This is a genomic window from Paenibacillus sp. sptzw28 (assembly GCF_019550795.1).
In the GTDB taxonomy this organism is placed as follows: domain Bacteria; phylum Bacillota; class Bacilli; order Paenibacillales; family Paenibacillaceae; genus Paenibacillus_Z.
In genome coordinates this window covers 5,524,610-5,543,158 of the sequence record NZ_CP080545.1, presented here as the reverse complement: position 1 = coordinate 5,543,158, position 18,549 = coordinate 5,524,610, and the positions used below count along the sequence as shown (strand labels likewise).

19 protein-coding genes are annotated in these 18,549 nt (G+C 49.5%); 16 read left to right on the top strand and 3 right to left on the bottom strand.

What is annotated here, in order from left to right; translation table 11 throughout:
- Positions 1-29: 29 nt before the first annotated feature.
- From KZ483_RS25765 to KZ483_RS25735, 7 genes are all read left to right on the top strand, one after another.
- Positions 30-1,514, top strand: coding sequence for an alanine/glycine:cation symporter family protein (locus KZ483_RS25765; protein WP_220350376.1), 1,485 nt, complete (start codon positions 30-32; stop codon positions 1,512-1,514).
- A gap of 216 nt (positions 1,515-1,730) precedes the next feature.
- Positions 1,731-2,708 (top strand): sugar ABC transporter substrate-binding protein, encoded by a 978-nt coding sequence (locus tag KZ483_RS25760; RefSeq protein WP_220350375.1) that lies wholly within the window; start codon positions 1,731-1,733, stop codon positions 2,706-2,708.
- The gene (locus KZ483_RS25755; protein WP_220350374.1) at positions 2,705-4,171 is read left to right on the top strand and encodes a sensor histidine kinase; all 1,467 of its coding nucleotides are present in this window, start codon (positions 2,705-2,707) and stop codon (positions 4,169-4,171) included. The genes KZ483_RS25760 and KZ483_RS25755 overlap by 4 nt, the downstream gene beginning before the upstream one ends.
- The gene (locus tag KZ483_RS25750; RefSeq protein WP_220350373.1) at positions 4,146-5,693 is read left to right on the top strand and encodes a response regulator; all 1,548 of its coding nucleotides are present in this window, start codon (positions 4,146-4,148) and stop codon (positions 5,691-5,693) included. The genes KZ483_RS25755 and KZ483_RS25750 overlap by 26 nt, the downstream gene beginning before the upstream one ends.
- 102 nt (positions 5,694-5,795) lie before the next feature.
- Positions 5,796-6,893, top strand: a complete 1,098-nt coding sequence (xylF, locus tag KZ483_RS25745; protein ID WP_220350372.1) for a D-xylose ABC transporter substrate-binding protein — start codon at positions 5,796-5,798, stop codon at positions 6,891-6,893.
- A gap of 90 nt (positions 6,894-6,983) precedes the next feature.
- Entirely contained in the window at positions 6,984-8,507 is a 1,524-nt protein-coding gene (locus KZ483_RS25740) for a xylose ABC transporter ATP-binding protein (RefSeq protein ID WP_220350371.1), read from the top strand.
- Between the two features lie 2 nt (positions 8,508-8,509).
- A complete protein-coding gene (locus KZ483_RS25735) occupies positions 8,510-9,682 on the top strand; it encodes a sugar ABC transporter permease (protein WP_220353681.1) in 1,173 nt (390 codons plus the stop codon).
- 109 nt (positions 9,683-9,791) lie between these two features.
- On the opposite strand, the gene KZ483_RS25730 is transcribed toward KZ483_RS25735, so the two are convergent.
- Positions 9,792-10,691: an NAD-dependent epimerase/dehydratase family protein gene (locus KZ483_RS25730; RefSeq protein ID WP_220350370.1), complete on the bottom strand. Its 900-nt coding sequence runs from the start codon at positions 10,689-10,691 to the stop codon at positions 9,792-9,794.
- A 310-nt stretch (positions 10,692-11,001) separates the two neighbouring features.
- On the opposite strand from KZ483_RS25730, the gene KZ483_RS25725 reads away from it, so the two are divergent.
- Genes KZ483_RS25725 through KZ483_RS25715 form a run of 3 tightly spaced genes read left to right on the top strand, consistent with a single transcriptional unit; the run spans position 11,002 to position 11,930 of the window.
- Positions 11,002-11,184: a DUF3934 family protein gene (locus tag KZ483_RS25725; protein WP_220350369.1), complete on the top strand. Its 183-nt coding sequence runs from the start codon at positions 11,002-11,004 to the stop codon at positions 11,182-11,184.
- 14 nt (positions 11,185-11,198) lie between these two features.
- Positions 11,199-11,642 (top strand): HEAT repeat domain-containing protein, encoded by a 444-nt coding sequence (locus KZ483_RS25720; protein ID WP_220350368.1) that lies wholly within the window; start codon positions 11,199-11,201, stop codon positions 11,640-11,642.
- 18 nt (positions 11,643-11,660) lie between these two features.
- Complete coding sequence (locus KZ483_RS25715) at positions 11,661-11,930, top strand: NifU N-terminal domain-containing protein (RefSeq protein WP_220350367.1); 270 nt, start codon at positions 11,661-11,663, stop codon at positions 11,928-11,930.
- Between the two features lie 106 nt (positions 11,931-12,036).
- Here KZ483_RS25715 and KZ483_RS25710 read toward each other — a convergent pair whose 3' ends face one another.
- On the bottom strand, positions 12,037-12,360 hold the full coding sequence (locus KZ483_RS25710) for a hypothetical protein (RefSeq protein ID WP_220350366.1): 324 nt from the start codon (positions 12,358-12,360) through the stop codon (positions 12,037-12,039).
- A gap of 340 nt (positions 12,361-12,700) precedes the next feature.
- On the opposite strand from KZ483_RS25710, the gene KZ483_RS25705 reads away from it, so the two are divergent.
- The 3 genes from KZ483_RS25705 to KZ483_RS25695 all read left to right on the top strand — a co-directional run bounded on the left by KZ483_RS25705 (position 12,701) and on the right by KZ483_RS25695 (position 15,606).
- On the top strand, positions 12,701-13,171 hold the full coding sequence (locus KZ483_RS25705) for a GNAT family N-acetyltransferase (protein ID WP_220350365.1): 471 nt from the start codon (positions 12,701-12,703) through the stop codon (positions 13,169-13,171).
- 141 nt (positions 13,172-13,312) lie between these two features.
- Positions 13,313-13,801, top strand: a complete 489-nt coding sequence (locus tag KZ483_RS25700; RefSeq protein WP_220350364.1) for a hypothetical protein — start codon at positions 13,313-13,315, stop codon at positions 13,799-13,801.
- A gap of 434 nt (positions 13,802-14,235) precedes the next feature.
- Positions 14,236-15,606 carry a glycoside hydrolase family 18 protein gene (locus KZ483_RS25695; protein ID WP_220350363.1) on the top strand — a complete coding sequence of 457 codons (1,371 nt, stop codon included), beginning with the start codon at positions 14,236-14,238 and terminating at the stop codon, positions 15,604-15,606.
- 101 nt (positions 15,607-15,707) lie between these two features.
- Here the strand turns inward: KZ483_RS25695 and KZ483_RS25690 are convergent, their stop codons facing one another.
- A complete protein-coding gene (locus tag KZ483_RS25690; protein WP_220350362.1) occupies positions 15,708-16,526 on the bottom strand; it encodes a shikimate 5-dehydrogenase in 819 nt (272 codons plus the stop codon).
- A gap of 199 nt (positions 16,527-16,725) precedes the next feature.
- Here KZ483_RS25690 and KZ483_RS25685 point away from each other — a divergent pair, with 199 nt between their 5' ends.
- The 3 genes from KZ483_RS25685 (at position 16,726) to KZ483_RS25675 (ending at position 18,433) form a co-directional block, all read left to right on the top strand.
- Positions 16,726-17,211: a hypothetical protein gene (locus KZ483_RS25685; RefSeq protein ID WP_220350361.1), complete on the top strand. Its 486-nt coding sequence runs from the start codon at positions 16,726-16,728 to the stop codon at positions 17,209-17,211.
- Positions 17,212-17,294: 83 nt separating this feature from the next.
- Positions 17,295-17,831 (top strand): AAA family ATPase, encoded by a 537-nt coding sequence (locus tag KZ483_RS25680; RefSeq protein WP_220350360.1) that lies wholly within the window; start codon positions 17,295-17,297, stop codon positions 17,829-17,831.
- 173 nt (positions 17,832-18,004) lie between these two features.
- A complete protein-coding gene (locus tag KZ483_RS25675) occupies positions 18,005-18,433 on the top strand; it encodes a VOC family protein (protein WP_220350359.1) in 429 nt (142 codons plus the stop codon).
- Positions 18,434-18,549: the final 116 nt, after the last annotated feature.

Sequence of the window (18,549 nt, the reverse complement as noted above, 5' to 3'; positions counted from 1 at the left end):
GGTTACTTTCATTTGATTGGAGGGCGTTTATGGAGGCATTTGTTAATTGGGTAAACGGGATAATCTGGAGTCAAGCTTTAATCTATCTCTGTTTGGGAACAGGATTATTCTACACGATCGCAGGCCGTTTCCTGCAGGTGAGGCACCTTAAGCATATGGTGGTGCTGATGTTCCAAGGCAAGAGCTCCGACGCCGGGATATCCTCTTTCCAAGCGTTATCGGTAGCGCTCGCGGGCCGGGTAGGTACGGGCAATATCGCGGGTGTAGCGACTGCGATTGCAATGGGAGGACCGGGGGCGGTCTTCTGGATGTGGTTGATCGCCTTCTTGGGCGCCGGCTCCGCATTCGTTGAAGCGACCCTCGGCCAAATTTATAAAACCAAACTAGACGGTCAATACCGCGGAGGGCCTGCCTATTACATCGAAAAAGGATTAAAGCTCAAGTGGTACGCCGTTTTATTTGCGTCTGTTACGGTCGTAGCGATGGGCCTTCTGCTGCCGGGCGTGCAGGCGAACAGCATTGCCGCGGGAATGACGAACGCGTTCGGCATCGATCCCGCGATTACCGGCATTGGTCTTGTTGTCGTTCTCGCAGCGGTTATATTCGGCGGCGTGAAACGGATTGCCGGCGTTGCTCAGGTCGCGGTGCCGTTTATGGCTGTGGGCTACATATTAGTGGCGATCATTCTTATCCTTGCGAATATTTCGGAACTGCCAAACGTGATCAGTCTTATCTTCAGTAGCGCATTCGGCGCGGATGCCGCCTTCGGGGGGATCCTTGGAGCTGCCATCAGCTGGGGGGTAAAACGCGGCATTTATTCGAATGAAGCAGGTCAAGGCACGGCGCCTCATGCCGCTGCGGCCGCGGAAGTATCTCATCCTGCCAAGCAGGGCCTCGTTCAGGCCTTCTCCGTTTATATCGATACCTTGTTCGTTTGTTCCGCAACCGCATTTATGATTCTTATTACCGGCATGTACAATGTAACCCCGGATGGGATGGCTCCTATCGTCAACAACCTGGGCGATGTTACACCGGGTCCAGTATACACGCAGCAGGCGGTCGAAACGCTGTTCCCCGGATTCGGAGCTGCGTTCGTGGCCATTGCGCTGCTGTTCTTCGCTTTTACGACGATCATGGCCTATTACTATCAGGCCGAGACCAATCTGGCCTATCTTAATCGCAAGGTAAGACGTATCTGGTCGGAATACCTCTTGAAAATTGCAGTTCTGGGGATTGTCTTTTACGGCTCAGTCAAGACGGCCAGTCTCGCCTGGGGCTTGGGAGATATCGGCGTAGGCAGCATGGCGTGGCTGAACATTATCGCGATTCTTCTTCTGACCTCGCCGGCGTTGAAAATATTGAAGGACTATGAGAGACAGCGAAAGGAAGGAATCGACCCCGTATTCGACCCCGCGAAGGTGGGCATCCCGGATACCGATTTCTGGTCTGAAGAATACCAGCCCGAGCTGCCTGTCGATCCGTACCGAGACCGGGATAAAACGTTAACCTCATGAGCATCTTACTTTCAGGGAAAATGAAGACGCCATCCGGCACGGTATGGCGTCTTTTTCTTATCTCCAGACTCAATCATTTGCCTTATCAGTTGATCCCGCACCGCTTATTGTGCCGTTCTTAAAACCTCGACCGGTTCCATAAAAAAACAAGGGATAATGGAACTCATATCTGATACGCTAGGCTTATAGAAAGAAGGGCGACAGGGGGATTGACGGTTGAGGAAACTATTGATATTACTATTACCGATTGTATGCCTGATACTCTTCTATTTTACAATTACATCTTTGGTTAAAGTATTTCGGGCCGATGCGGCCATTCCTCCCGAACCGGAAGCGGAATCCTCCGAATACCGGCTTGTGCTGATCACCCAGGAATTAAATACGCCTTTCTGGAACAAAGTGGAGGCGGGTGCAATGGCAGCTGCCCGGCGCAGCGGAGCGGTACTGGAGGTATGGGGAAGCTACGGCATGAATCAGGAAGAATTTCTGAAGAAGATGGAAATCGCCATCGCCTCGAAGGTGAACGGAATTATCGCGCAGGGTCTGGACACCGATGACTTCAACCGGCTCATTTCCGTGAAGGCGGCCGAAAACGGGATTCCGGTTATTACTGTCGCCAACGATGCGCCCGGAAGCCTGCGCCGCACTTATGTCGGCTCCGACCATTATAAGGCGGGACAGATGATCGGAAGGCAGCTTCTTGCCGATATGGGAGACGCCGGAACTGTCGTACTGCTGAAATCCGACCGGCAGGAAGATTATCAGAGTCAACGGGAGAAAGGCATTCTAAATGTTCTGGACGTTAAAGCCCATCCGAATCTGCGGATTGTGACTGCGGCCACCGACAGCACGAGGGATAAAGTGATACGGATGATGAACGATGTTTTAAATCTGCATCCGAATGCAGACGCTTTCATCTCTCTAACGGCGGGAAATACCAGCGCAATGGTGCAGGCGATCGATAATCGATCCCAGGCGGAAAAGGATTTTATTTATTCCTTCGATGACAGCCCGGAAACGAGAGAGCTGCTGCGGAGGCACAAAATCGACGCTCTCATCCAGCAATCCCCGGAGAAGGTTGGGGAGCTGAGCGTGAATCTGATGGTCCAGTGGCTTAAAGGCCAAACGGTCCCCCTGAATTACAGAGGATATTTCACAAATATGCGGATACTGAAAGCGGAGAATATCGGATGAACGGTATTCAGAAGAAGATTTTGACATTGTCGGGCATCGTCCTCTTCATAATGGCGGCTATATGGGCAATCATGACTTACTACAATCAACGGACACAGGATCAGTACAACCTCATTCTGCAGCGCTACTTGCACATGAACGAAATTACCTCTTCAAGCCAGCAATTGGTTTCGAGGCTAAATGACTACTTGCTCGAACCGTCAACGGAGAAGCTGAGCAATCTCAGCGGCAGCGAAGAGCGGCTTTTGGCGGCGCAGCGCCAAATTTCCGGGCTTCGCAACAAGAGCAACGACTTTACGCTTACCAATTACATTCATTTAGTCGATAGTCTGATCGACTCGACGAACCGTTCCGTGATGTTCGCCAAGGAAAAGAACAGCGAGCAATCGCTTGACTATTTCACGGAAGCGGACCGCTTCTCGCAATATATTTCCGAGACGACGCTTACGCTGATGGGGAAGGAAATGAACACTTACGACCGTTTCTACAGGGGTATTATGGAGCAATCGGCGGAACTGAAGAAGCTTGGCGTGTGGATGTTTGCTCTGATCTCCCTTATGCTGTTTTTATTTGCTTACTGGTTCTCACTCAGCATTACCCGGCCGATTCAGAAGCTGACTGCAGCGGCCAGGGAGTTGTCACGAGGAAGATTCGATCTGCATATCGAGGTGACTTCCAAGGACGAGATTTCGTTTCTCGCCCGCACATTCGATCGAATGCGCATCAATATCAACGGCCTGATTTCCGAGATTCAGCAGAAAGCCCAGCTCGAGGGCGAACTCCAGAGAAACAAGCTGCTTCTTCAGGAAAGCCGGCTTCTCAGCTTGCAGCGCCAAATCAACCCTCACTTTCTGTTTAATACACTCGATACGCTTTCCAAGAAAGCTTATTTGGAGGGCGCCGCGGAAACAAGCGATTTGCTGGTGAACGTGGCGGGCATTCTCCGCTATAACTTGAAACGGTTGGATCGGTCCGTCACGCTGTATGACGAAGTGAAAGTATTAACGCAGTATATTGAAATCCAGAATGCGCGGTTTGCCGACCGCTTGCAGTTCTTGCAGGAGATCGACGAATCGTGCCTGTATGTGCAGCTTCCCGGTTTAACCCTTCAGCCGATTGTTGAAAACGCTGTCATTCATGCGGTAGAGCCGCTTGAGGACGGAGGCGCGATTACGCTTCGGATTCGTGAGGCGGGCGCTCAAGTGATCGTGGAAATCGAGGACAACGGGGCGGGTATGGCAGAGGAGAAGGTCAGGGAAATTCTGGACGAACGCGTCGCCGAAACGGAAGGCCGCTCCACGGGAATCGGGTTCAGCAATGTCGTCCGCCGGCTGCGCTTGTTCTATGCCGAGGAAGACGTACTCGACATCGAGAGCCGGCCGGGACAAGGGACCAAGGTAATACTGAAACTGCCGAAAGTAAGGAGGATTGAGGGCTATGATGAAGCTGCTGATCGTGGATGACGAACCGATAGAAAGAGCAGGACTGCAGGCGATTCTGCGGAATGGCTACCCGGATTTGATCATCGGTCAGGCCAGGAACGGAAGAATAGCGATGGAGATGGTTGCCGAAGAACAGCCCGACCTTATCCTGATGGATATCAAAATGCCCGGAATGAACGGTCTTGAAGCGGTCGAGCGGATCGGCGGCGAGTATCCCGATATCAGGTTCATTATGGTCACTGCATACGATACGTTCGATTATGCCCGGCAAGCGATTAAGCTCGGGGTTAGAGATTATTTGCTCAAACCAAGCAAAGCCGCGGAAATCATCGCCACAGTCGACAAGGTGCTGAAGGAAATTGAAGAGGAACGGAGAGAACGCGAAGCCGGGAAACGGACGAGGGATACACTGACGAAAATGATGCCGGTCGTCGAAGCCGACGTCGTAACGCAGCTGTTGTTCGACCATGTGCATGAAGTTCATCTGGATGAGCTGCTGGGTCTGCTCGGAGGTGAAACGACGAAGGAAGTTTTCGTTATGCTTGTCATTCTGAATGCAAGCCCTTCCCCGGGAGAATTCTACGCCTGCGTGAAAAATAAAGTGAGAGAGCTCGCCATAGGATGGGCCGGCGCCATGTCCGGGCGTCAAATCCCGATCGTCGTGTTCCGCCAAACAGGGTTGTCTTACCGGGCGCAAGCGGCTCAGACGGTTCAACAGCTGCTGATGCTGCAGCGGAAGGTGCCCGGCACCGACTGCTTTATCGGGATCGGTTCCGCCTATGAGTCTCTTGAGCAAATTCGGCTGTCTTACCGGGAGGCGCTCATATCCTCCGCAGACACGGCGCTTCCGGCCAGACACCGATTTTATTCCGATTCAATCGCGCTTCCGGGCCTAAGCGGACAAAATTCCGCCAAGCACACGGAGAAGCTGCTTCTTGAGCATATCCGGCTGGGGCAATGGGAGCAAGCCGAGGAAATCGTGTTGCAGTTCATCCGTCAAGGCGAACAGAACGGTACGGGCCTTGCCCTGGTGCAGCAGAGAGTACAGGAGTCGCTCTGGCTCGTCTCCCGTACGCTGTATGAACTGGGGATCGAAACGGAGAGCTCGCTGTTCTCCTTCCGGGCGCAGGATTACCGGCAGCTGCGCATGGAAACGAAATGTCTGCTGGAGCGGATGAATCAGGAGATGACGGAACACCAAAGCCGGCTGGAAGCGGATACCTTGCAAAGAATCAAACAATACATCGCCGAGCATTTCCAAAAGGACATTACACTGGAGATGATATCCAAAGAGGTCAAACTGAGTCCTTTTTACATCAGCAAGCTGTTCAAGGAGCAGTTCGGCGTCAACTATATCGATTTCTTGACGGAGTGCCGGATCGAAAAGGCGAAATCGCTCATGAACCGGCCTGACGTCCCGCTCAAGGAAATCGCATTCGAGGCCGGTTACAACGACCCGAACTATTTCAGCAAGGTGTTCAAAAAAATGTGCGGCGTTTCCCCGACTGAATACCGCAATAGAATATTCGGCAAAAAAGTATAGACGATTGCAAAAGAATCCAGAACCTGGCCCCTCCTCTGGGACCAGACGCATGCTAAGCTTCAAATGTAAGCGTTTCATCTCATTCCTGGGGGGCGAAGAAAAATGATAAAAGGTAAGATTAGCGGGGTTGCGGCATTGTTCCTGTCGCTCATTCTCGTGCTAGCGGCTTGCGGAAGCGGCGGGAGCGGGAGCAATGGAAGCGCCGCGACGGAGGGCGGAGGGAAGAACGCATCGGCGGCAAGCGCCGAATCGAAGGGCAGCGGCAAAATCAAAATCGGCTTCTCGATGGATACGCTTCAGGAAGAACGCTGGCAGAAGGACAGAGACTTGTTCAAGGCGGCGGCGGAGGCGCTGGGCGCCGACGTGGACGTTCAATCTGCCAACGGTGACGATGCCAAACAAATCGCCCAAGCGGAATCGCTCATTTCACAAGGCGTAGACGTACTCGTGGTCGTTCCTCACAACGCCGAAGCGACGGCGGCAATCGTGGAGAAAGCGCATGAAGCCGGAATCAAAGTTCTCGCGTACGACCGGTTGATCAAGAACTCCGACGTCGATCTATATGTCTCCTTCGATAACGAGCGTGTCGGCGAGATGCAGGCGGAAGCAATTGTCAAATTAGCCCCGAAAGGCAAATACGTCTATATCGGCGGCTCCGAAACGGACAATAATGCCCATATGTTCAAGAAGGGCGCATTCAACGTGCTTCAGCCGTTGATCGACAAAGGCGACATCAAGCTCGTATATGACCAATTCACGAAAGACTGGAACCCTGCCAACGCGCTCTCCAATATGGAGAATGCATTGACAGCCAACAACAACCAGATCGATGCGGTCGTCGCAGCCAACGACGGCACGGCAGGCGGGGTCATACAAGCACTGAACGCCCAGGGTCTTGCCGGTAAAATCCCGGTCTCCGGTCAGGATGCCGAATTGGCGGCAGTCCAACGGATCGTCGAAGGCACGCAAACGATGACGGTTTACAAACCGATTAAAGCGCTGGCCGAGAAAGCGGCGGAACTGGCGGTCAAGCTGGCGAAAGGCGAAGACGTCGGCGCCGACAAAACCGTGAACAACGGCAAAATCGACGTTCCTTCAATCCTGCTCGATCCGATTTCCGTCGACAAGTCGAATGTCGATGCCACGGTTATTGCGGACGGTTTCCACTCCAAGGAAGAAGTGTACAAAAACGCGAAATAACGAACGCGAAATAACGAATTTGAGAAAAGGGGGAAGAAGTGAAACGTATTTCACGCTCTTTCCCCTTTCGTCGTATACGAGGTGAGAATAATGGTGACGGCCGCTTTAGAAATGAGGAACATCACCAAAGAGTTTCCCGGCGTTAAAGCGCTTGATAAAGTCAACTTCACCGTTAGGAAAGGCGAGGTCCATGCGCTGTGCGGCGAGAACGGGGCCGGCAAATCGACGCTCATGAAGGTGCTGAGCGGATTGTATCCTGCCGGTACGTACGAGGGTCAAATCCTGATTAACGGGGAAGAGAAGCATTTTCATAAGATCAAGGATGCGGAAGAAGCAGGCATTGCGATCATTTATCAGGAGCTGGCGCTGGCCAAGGATCTCTCGGTCGGGGAAAACCTGTTTCTCGGCAAAGAGCCCGCGCGATTCGGCATCATCAACTGGGAGCGGGTGTTCAGGGAGAGCGAGAAATGGCTGCGGGAAGTCGGCCTTGACGTCAGCCCGGAGCAAACGACGGGAGGTTTGGGAATCGGCAAGCAGCAGCAGGTGGAGATCGCCAAGGCGCTTTCCAAGAATGCGAACATTCTGATTCTGGACGAACCGACGGCCGCGCTGACCGAGCAGGAGGTCGACATTCTTCTGAACATTTTGCGGGAGTTCAAGAAGCGCGGGGTCGCCTGCGTCTATATTTCGCACAAGCTGAATGAAGTGTTCGCCATCGCGGACTCCATCACCGTGCTGCGGGACGGTCAGACGATCGGGACATATCCGGCTGCGGAAATCAATGAAGACAAAGTTATATCCCTTATGGTTGGCCGGGAGCTCAAGGAGCTGTTTCCCCGCATTGAAGCAAAGCCGGGAGACGTCGTGCTGAAAGTAGAAAACTATTCGGTCATGAGCCCTGATCATCCGGGGAAGAAGGTCGTGGATAACATTTCGTTCGAAGTGCGCAAGGGTGAAATATTCGGCATAGCGGGCCTGATGGGAGCCGGTCGAACGGAGCTTGTTATGAGCTTGTTCGGCTCCTACCCGGGAACGGACGACGGAGTCGTCGAAATTGACGGGAAGCCGGTCAAGATAAAGACGACGCAGCAGGCGATCAAAGAAGGCTTGGCGCTCGTCTCGGAGGACCGCAAGAAGTACGGATTAGTGCTTGGCATGGATATCAAAAGCAATGTGACGATGGCCAGTCTGGGGAAGATTTCGTCTGTCGGCGTCCTTAACCATAACCAGGAAATTGCAAGCGGCAATGAATATATCCGCTCATTGAGAATCAAGGCAAATTCGGTGGAGACGGTCGTCGGAACGCTAAGCGGCGGCAATCAGCAGAAGGTAGTGCTGGGGAAGTGGCTTATGACAGAACCGAAAATCCTCATCCTGGATGAGCCGACAAGGGGGATCGACGTCGGGGCCAAGTACGAGATTTACAACATCATGAACGACCTGATCCGCCGTGGCGTGGCGATTATTATGGTCTCCTCCGAGCTTCCGGAGCTGCTCGGGATGAGTCACCGGATTATGGTCATTTCGGAAGGAAAGAAGGCAGGGGAGTTTACTGCGGAGGAAGCCACGCAGGAACTCATAATGACGACGGCAACGGGGGGGCGGGTACGTTGAACTTGAATGTGGAAGCGGCCTTGGGAGAGAAGGAAAGGAAACGGGTAATCAGTTGGTTCAGATTCGATGCGAAAGCCTACACAATGATCGGTGCTTTGTTATCGATCTGGCTGTTGTTCTCGCTGATGCATGAACGTTTTCTGACGCCGACGAATTTATCGAATCTGTTTCTGCAAATGTCGGTTACCTCAATTCTGGCAATCGGAATGGTGCTGGTCATCGTAGCCGGTCAGATCGACTTGTCCGTCGGCTCTCTGGTCGGGTTGACGGGCGGAATCGCCGCGATGCTGAACGTATGGTACGATTGGAACACCGTTCCCGTCATCGCGGCGACAGTCGGCATAGGCGCGGCAATCGGCTTCGTTCAGGGGTGGATCGTGGCGTATCGAGCGGTTCCGGCCTTTATTGTGACACTGGGCGGGATGCTGATCTTCCGGGGCATGCTGTTCGGAACGACCGGCAGCGTTACGATCGCGCCGCTGTCGAATTCCTTCAAGTCGATAGGGCAAGCGTATGCGGCTGATATTATCGGGTGGATATTCGGCATCGCCGCTTTGATCATCGCCGCGCTTCTGGTGCTGCGGAAGCGGTCCGCCAGACTTCGGTACGGCTTTGACGCGGAGCCCCTTGCGGTCAGTGTGCTGCGCATGGCGCTGATCGCCGTCATTATTCTCGGCTTCGTTTATGTGATGAACAGCTACAAGGGGATCCCGGTCCCGTTCGTCATGGTCATTATACTGGGGCTCGTATTTACATTCGTCGCCCGCAATACAACCTTCGGACGGCAGGTGTACGCCATCGGCGGCAACCCGGAAGCGGCCCGTCTGTCGGGCATCAATATCAAGCGGCGGATATTGCTCGTCTTCGTTCTTTGCAATACGCTCGCGGCCATTGCCGGACTAGTCCTGACGGCTCGTCTGAATGCCGCCACAATGAGCGCCGGGAACATGTACGAGCTCGATGCGATCGCCGCTTGCGTTATCGGCGGAACAAGCTTGATGGGCGGGACCGGCACAATCGCCGGAGCCATCATCGGTGCGCTCGTCATGGCCAGCCTGGATAACGGCATGAGCCTGATGAATATGGAATCGTTCTGGCAATATATCGTCAAAGGAGCCATCCTGGTGCTGGCCGTGTATGTCGATATTTCCAGCAGAAAGAAGAAAAAAGCTTAAGGTCTTTTTAATATTTGAGTTGGACTGGACAATGAAGGAAATCGAGCAATTGCGATGCTATGAATAATCAGCCCCTGAAACGGGGCTGATTTGTTTTTGGCGGGACTCTTTATATATTTGTTAAAGCAAGCTGGTCCTCGGGCAGTGCTTTGGGTGTGCCGTCGTTATTCAGAACAGAACGCCAAGTATAACGTGGTTCATAACCAAGGATCCTCCGGGCCTTATCGATTGCCATTAGAGTCTCGTGTCCTCGGATTTCCTTCTTTTTAGGTACATTTGGGAAGAATCTATTTACTAAATCCTCACTCAGATCGGGCATGATAGTATCTGGGGCAGTTATATGGAATATTTCATTTCCCAGATCACTCTTCTCTATTGCAAGCAGACAGGCCCTTGCGGCATCTCTGACATCGCAGTAAGCCCATGCATTCATCTTTTGAAAATCCTTTTGTTCATCAGTCCAATGCATATTAGGGATTTTCTGATATTCATCATGCTCATATATATTTGCAAAGCGAAGAGAAACGACCTGGGTCTTAACCAGCTTGTAATACATTTCCGCCAGGTGTTCAGTGAGCCGTTTGGCCATCGCATAGGATGACTTGACTACTGTTGGATGCTCTTCATCTACAGGAAGGTAACTAAGCAGTTCCGGAACAAAAGGATACCCCAGAACCGTTTCGCTTGATGCCCATACAAGCTTGGGAATTTTAAAATCTTTGCAAGCTTCAAGGATATTAAAGTTAACGAGCATATTATTCTCAAATATAGCCTGAGGTGTGTTCCTTACATCGGTCGGAATATTCCCAAGGTGGACAACTGCATCGCTTCCCATGAGCAGCTGACAGACTTGACCATAATCGCGTAATTCAGCCTGGACAAAATTTTTCGAGGCGGATTCCTCCCTCAATTTTCGATCCGAAGCGATAACCTCATGACCGGCATCTAAAATTGTTCGTACGGCCCATCGGCCGATTTTACCTGCCGCCCCTGTTACCACTACCTTCACTAAATTCCCACTCCTTATTCCTTATTTTCTGAATTAGAGTTCCCCTTTTTATGGATTTTATTAGAATAGAAAACCCGCTTCTAATAATGGGACAGGCAGTCTATAGAACTAACATGCTTAAAGTGTTAAAATAGTAATAATTGGTTCTCGACATATCTCGACACAGGGTAGGACATTTGTGAAGCATATTTCAAACGCGCCGAACTATATACTGCTGTAATTTTGTGGTGTGGGTTAAATAACCAAGTAAATCGGACAAAATAAATGAAGGATAGGAAATTCAGGCATCCACACGTAATGGAGTGATTATTTGAGTAAAGCTAAGGGCAAGGGCGGTACAGGCAGAGGGACCGATAAGAAGGGTTGGAACCGGTGGCAGGCCAGCGCGAACAGAGCGAAGAACGCACCGAAGCCTTATCGAAGCAAGGGCGTTAAGAAAGCGGACGGCGTGAAGGACACGGGCACCAATAAAGGCGACAAGAGCGAAGCATAGGAGATGTGATCGTTGTGGAAAATCAAGAAGTGAAAAGTGAATTGCCTCCAAATTACGAGGAATTAAAAATATCCGCCAATCGAACGTCTAATTGGAGAGAACGATTAGAAGCAGTTGAAGAGCTGGGCGAGTGGAAAAGCCATAAAACAATTGATGTGCTGACACATCGCATGCTTAACGACACAGTGTATAAAGTCCAAGAGGCTGCCTTCAATAAGCTTAAAGAATTTGGCGAAGATGTACAATTACCGCCAAGGAAGAAAGGCGAACTAATTAAAGGGGCTTCTAAAATTCTGGTAAGAATCAAGAAGAGCTTGCCGGTAGGGCATTCCTTTGAGGAGTTCAAAGAGAAGTTGAAAAAGATGCGGCTCGATGTGTATGATACGTACGAAGGTGACAAGGGCGCTGAGTTTGACAAGTGGCTGGAAAGCACCTGGGCATCATTATCCAAAAGGTAAATTACGAGGAGCGATCACATGCCAATAGAAATCAATGTTCAGCCTACACCGAACCCGAATGCGATCAAGATCAGCACGAATGAGACCATCTTCCCGGGTCCCGCGAGTACATCCCTGAAAAGCGGCGATAAAACCGATCACCCCCTGGCCAGTGCCCTGCTCAGTATAGAGGGTATTGATAACATATTTGGGATTAGGGATTTCGTTACAATCAGCAAGAAGGCGGATGCGGAATGGGATGCGATTCTGCCAAGAGTGGAAGAAGCATTCAAGACTGTATACGAGTAAGCTGCATGACAGTGAAGAACCCGAACGATTGAGTTTTCAATCGTTCGGGTTCTTTTGCTTTAAGATTCGTGCTTCGGATCCTGCTTCTGACACGAGGGGCCGGTTCCTAACTAGGGGGACCGTTCACTTTTACAACCATACTCTCCCATAACTTGCTGCCTATGTATGCATCAAATCTCCACAGACCCTGCTTGGGCAAGGATATAGAAGTTAAAATATATCGATCGGCAGGTACAGTTTGCACGTTTTCCCCTGTAATTTTCAGCGCTAAAGCGACATTTTCTTCAATGACTATTTCATCATTTGAATTTTGGTGGGAAGCCACCAGCTTAAAATTCTTTTTCCCGCCGAGCTGTTTCTCGTCTCCCCACAGGTGAAAGACGTAAAATTGCCGTTTACCGGTTATAAACGGTTTATCGATGATACTCATTTTAGTTGTCCCACGCAAGGTTTGCGAATTGTATTGATAAGTCGGACTAAGGCTCCAATCGGCCTCAGGAATATCATCCGCCCTGGAGCATGATGCAAGAATACAAGAAATTATGAGAAGCAGGAGATAACTTTTCTTGTTCGTAGCGATCACCTCGTTGCAATTGTAACATAATGCAAGATCAAGAAACGCGAATATCAAATTTACTTGGCACTCTCACATACAGGGCAGATATAGGCACACCAAGCTGATTTCCAGTATACTGATTTTAGGTCAATATCCAGACTTCCGAAGTAGTTCAAATACGTAAAATATTTGCATATAGGAGGGGTTAATCAGCTTGAACATAACTTTAGAACCAATAACAAGGGCTAACTGGCTGGATGCTCTCAATTTGAAAGTAAAAGATGGCCAAAACGAATTCGTTCCAGCGGTTGCTGTGTCTCTTGCCAAGGTTCATGTGAAGCCTGATGGCGACCTGGTACAGTATCTTCCTTTTGCCATTTATGACGGCGATACCATGATCGGATTTATCATGCATGCATTCGAGGAGCATACAAGCCATTCGTACTGGATCAACGGTTTTCTTATTGATTCCCGCTATCAGGGACAAGGATATGGCAAAGCCGCTATACTCCTGATGATCGACTATATTAAAGGCCGGTTTTCACAATGCCGGGAAATAAGGCTCACGGTTCACAAGAACAATACTGGCGCATATAAACTTTATGCGAATATCGGGTTTACGGAAACAGGTGACATCTGGGGAGATGAAATAGTCCTCCGTCAACAGATAGAGTCGTCAGAATAACACTGATTCTCTATCTTTTTTATGCATTAATTCTTGGCGGAGATTATAAGGTGTGTCTCAGCCCGCGGCGCCCCTCTAACCAAAGACAGGAGCACAGCATACACTGCATATATGCTTCATCCTGAAGGAGGGAACCGCCTCGTGAGATATACGGTGCAATATATACCTCTTAGCAAGATCAAGCCGGATTTATCGGCCCGAATAACGCAGCGCGTCAAGGAGCTGCGCAAAGCGGCGCACGATTGCATGAACTTATTAATTGTCCGAAAAAGCAGGAAGGCGCGCGGTTACGTCATTGTCAGCGGCATTAATCATTTCAAATATCTCAAGAATCATACGAATAAAAAATATGCGCCTTGTCTTATCGATGAAAGCAAGGCTTTATCGAATCTTGCTTCGCTAATACACCGTTTCAGGAAGCGAAAGCTTCCCTACGAGGTCCCATACATCAAACCGGACAGACTGGCTGGAGGCAGCTGGTCGATCATCAATTCCTTCTTGAAGCAGGAGCCGAGGTTTAAACGTTTATCCCGAAGCCAGCAAATCAAAGTACTCCGGCTTGGCTTTCAGTATAAGCGAACGACGATATCATCGATGAAAGCGAAGGTTAACGACTTGCTGGCCAAGTAGTCTGAGAAGCTGGGCTGACCCGTCCAACCAACGTATCCCTCCATATTATGAACAGTACAGATGTGAATGAAGAAGGATCCACAGGGCTTGCTGCCCTGTGGATCCTTTGCATTTAACTCCTTGAAAATAACCAGTCCGCTCTATACCGCCTCCATAAATTGCTTCGGAAAACTCCGTATATCAGTTCGATGGGATCCCGATTCCGAAATTACCAGCTTGTCTCCAGCGAAAGGGGCTCTGCTCTCCATCATTTAGCTGTTTGAAAGCGTTTACCTTCGACTCCAAATTAGACGGTCAACCAGAATCCTTTCCTATTATTTCATAGGGAAAAGATACCTGATTCATCATCTATTAATGGCTGATATAATGAGAGGATGTTATTTAGAAGTTTCGCGCGCAATTACAGCAGGATACTACATCACGGAGGTATTATTGTGAAAACAAAGGCTACATTATGGAAAAGAACGGTTCGACGAAGGCATTTGTTCATACTCTCGCTTCTATTGATTTCAATCTCGGTTAGCGTTTTTGCCGCTTCGAAAGATTTTAAAGCTCCGGCCGCTCCAACACCGGAGGCTGCGAATTATAACGATTCAGGATTACCCCCGGTCAATACATACTCTTCAATCGCTAAAGCCAGCGTTACCTCAGACATATTATCTGTAGCCGGCAATCCGGTAAGGGTAAAGACTAAGGCTGTATCGTCCGCCCAGCGCAAAAAAATCATCGGTTATTACGCGGGATGGTCAGCATACAGCGGCAAACAAGCGGCTCAGATCGACGGAAGTAAGCTGACGCATATCAATTATGCTTTTGCGAATATTGGCCCTGATCTGAAAATCGCCCTCGGCGACCCGCATGCTGATACTGAACAAATATTCCCGAATGATTCGCCAAGCGACCCGTTCCATGGCAATTTCAATCAACTATTGAAATTAAAGAAGCGTTATCCGCATCTGAAAACATTCATTTCGGTAGGGGGCTGGTCGTGGTCCGGTAAATTTTCCGATGCTGCGCTCACGGATGCATCTCGTTCGGCATTCGCCGACAGCTGCGTGGCATTCATTGTCAAATACGGGTTTGACGGCGTCGATATCGACTGGGAATACCCGGTTGCAGGCGGGGCCGAAGGTAATGTGAAGAGGCCGCAGGACAAGCAGAATTTTACCTATCTGATGCAGAAGCTTCGCAGCAAATTGAATGCGCAGGGAGCGAAGGACGGGAAGAAATATCTGCTTAGCTTTGCCGGTGCTGCGGGTCCAGACTATGTCAATCATATAGAGCTGTCAAAGCTGCAGCGGGTTGTCGACCACATCAATATCATGACCTATGATTTGCGCGGGACGTGGGATTCGAAGACCGGCCTGAACGCACCTCTGTACAGCGATCCGAATAGCGGATCAGCTGCAGTAAGCGTCCATAATGCGCTTCGGTTGTACCGGAGCAAAGGCGTGCCTGCAGGAAAGCTTGTCGTGGGTGTTCCATTCTACGGTTACAAATTCGACAAAGTTTCGAATGTTAATAATGGGTTATATCAGAGCTTCAGCGGAGGAAAGGCCGTCAGCTATTCACAGATTGTTTCCAAGTATATCGGACAGGGCTACACGCGGTTTGTCCAGGGAAGCGCCAAGGTTCCTTACCTGTATAACGGAAGCAGCTTCATAAGCTACGATGATCCGGAATCGATCGGTTACAAGGCGGCATATATTAAACAACAAGGCCTTGCGGGAGCTATGATTTGGGATTTAAGTCAAGATACGGACAATCATGATCTTCTTAATTCGTTATACCGGGGATTAAAATAGTTTAACGGGGGCCTTTGACGGGCCCCCGTATTTTTTTGGTGATCTAACGGCAAAGTATGTTTTACTACTTCGGGCTGGGGAAGCCGGCCGCATGAAAGATATTATGACCGGGCGAACTCGGCTGCCCGCTTGACCTGCTCCTCATCCGGGCGAACGCCGGTATAAAGGACGAACTGCTCCAGCGCCTGAATAGCGCTGACTTCCGCCCCCGTTATGACCTTCTTCTCCAGTGCCCTTGCCTGACGGATGAGCGGTGTTTCGGGAGGAAGTGCGACCACATCGAATATGGTCCCGGCTTTCGCGATAACTTCGGGATCGAAGGCAAGCTCGTCTGACTCGGGGCCTCCTGCCATACCGATAGGCGTAACATTCACGAGCAGATCGGGATGCATGGATCCCATATCTTCTTTCCACTCATAATCATAGGTCTGCGCCAGCGCACGTCCGGCGGCTTCGTTTCTGGCAATGACGAAACCTGTGCGAAACCCGGCGTCGCGAAGCGCGCACAAAACCGCTTTCGCCATACCGCCGCTGCCTCGCAGGGCAAATACGGCATCGCGTGGCACTTGATGCAGATCGAGCAAATTCGAGACCGCAATATAATCTGTGTTATAGGCGCGAAGCCGGCCGTTATCGTTAACAATCGTATTCACGGACTGGATGGCGGCCGCAGATTCATCCATCTCGTCAAGTAGTGGGATGCAAGCTTCCTTGAAAGGCATGGAAATCGCACATCCGCGAATCCCAAGAGACCTTATACCGCCGATCGCCGACTGCAAATCATTCGTGGTAAACGCTTTGTAGACAAAGTTAAGATTTAACTCATTGTACAGGTAATTATGAAAGCGGGTGCCGAAATTTCCCGGCCTGCCCGCCAGCGACATGCAAAGCTGTGTGTCTTTATTAATTACTCTAGGCATAGTTCTTCTCCCTCCAAATAAGAGTTCACCATTGCCACGACATTGTAACATCTTGCGTTGATCCCGCACAACAGCTGCGTCACTTTGCGAGGGGATGAGAAGTGGACGATCACTCAAGGATGTGTGAGGTTTAGACGCCTGCGGCGGTAAATAACCGGGCGAGCAGTTCCAATATGTGGTATTATGTAGCTAAAAAATCATGGGAGATAAGCTAATGCCACATCACAAGAAACCAATGCTAATAAAGCAAAAGTACCTGGGTTTTTTGCTTATAGCTCTTGGAATTGTAATTATACTTATTAAGGCATCTTCAGACCGATCGGACGAAGGGCCGACACTGTTCTATATCGGAGGCACTGGCGAGCAAGTCGGTCAGTTCCCGGTTAAAGACGGGCTGGTTTATTATTCAGTAACCTTTGATAATCCAACAAGCCGATCTTTTAAAATCCATACAATTGAACCTGTTTTAACCGAAAAAGCCAAAAGTATATTACTTGCTAAAATTAAACCTACCGAAGAGGTGAAGAGAGTGGATGCTGGTGAAGAAGTTGAATACAGCGGAAACTTTCATGTAAATACCAGTGAGTTAACAGAAGCGGAAATCGTAGAAATGATGCCATTAATTGAAGCATACAGGGTGATTTTTAATCATAATGAAGAAATAATATTACCAATCCGCCCATAATGGTTATAAATAAATTTTACCTTACCATAACCTGTTGATTGCAATAAAATGGATGTAATCGTTCATCAATTGGAGGTACTACTATGGAGCAAAAATTACCGCTATTTATTATCACGGGAGCAAGCGGTGTAGGTAAAACAACTGTGATGCAGGAACTGCGAGTTCAAATGCCGGATTTTGATATATTTAGTACGGATATTGATAATTTTGGAACCACGGCTGCTAAATTGGAGTATCAGGACAGATTTAATATATTGCTCCATTTCGCCAACTTTGTATCTAAATCCGGAAGAGGGACGATTATTTGCGGTACGTTTATGCCTTGGGACGCGCAGAAATGTGATGTTTACAATTGTTTCAGCGAAGTTTACTTCATCAACTTACATTGCAACGACACAACCCGTAATAATCGTCTTCTTAATCGAGAGGATAAGGCAATGTGGACGGATGAAATGCTAAAGGAACATGAAAAATTTGCTCAGTGGCTTCTCGACAACGCGGAAACCGCATATAATCCGCCAATGCCAACAATCGATACCACCTCTATTCAACCATTCGAAATTGTAAAGCAGATTAAAAAATACGTCTTACAAAAATGGAGTGTTAGGATAACCGGATGATCCCCCAGGCTCCACCATACATAACAACGAACACGCCGAATTGGCGTGTTTTATTGTTTTTCTCGAAGGATGGAACAATTGTATTGAAATCGGCAGCTTGTTGAGCTCCATTTACAAACATACAGTATGTATGTTAAGATTGAGTTATCATTACCGAAGGGTGGTTTTCATTCATGAAAGTGTCCAGTTTTTATCCCGTTATTTTAACAGACCAAGTTGCCGCCACTGCCACATTTTACACGGAGCACTTTGGATTTGAAAAGGTGTTTGAGGCCGACTGGTATACCAGCTTGAAAAAGTCCGGCACTGATATCCCGTTCGAGTTGGCTGTTCTCGATGCCGCTCACCCGACTATTCCGAACGCATACAGGACGAAGACAAGAGGGCTGATCCTCAATTTCGAAGTGGACGATGTCGATGCTGAATACGAAAGGCTCATTGGAAATGCCGAGCTTCCCGTGGTACTGGATATCCGGAGCGAAGATTTCGGACAACGTCATTTCATCACTTCCGATCCCAACGGGATATTGATCGATGTCATTACCGTCATTCCTCCGTCGAATGATTTCAGCAGCCAATATGTCGAAGAGGTATGGAAATAAGGGGATACTGACATGGGATCGAATATGCCTTTGAAATCAAGCCATTGCTGGATGACTGTTCCGGTTATGTTAGAAGGTCTGTGGCCAATCATTTGAATGATTTGACGAGGGATTAC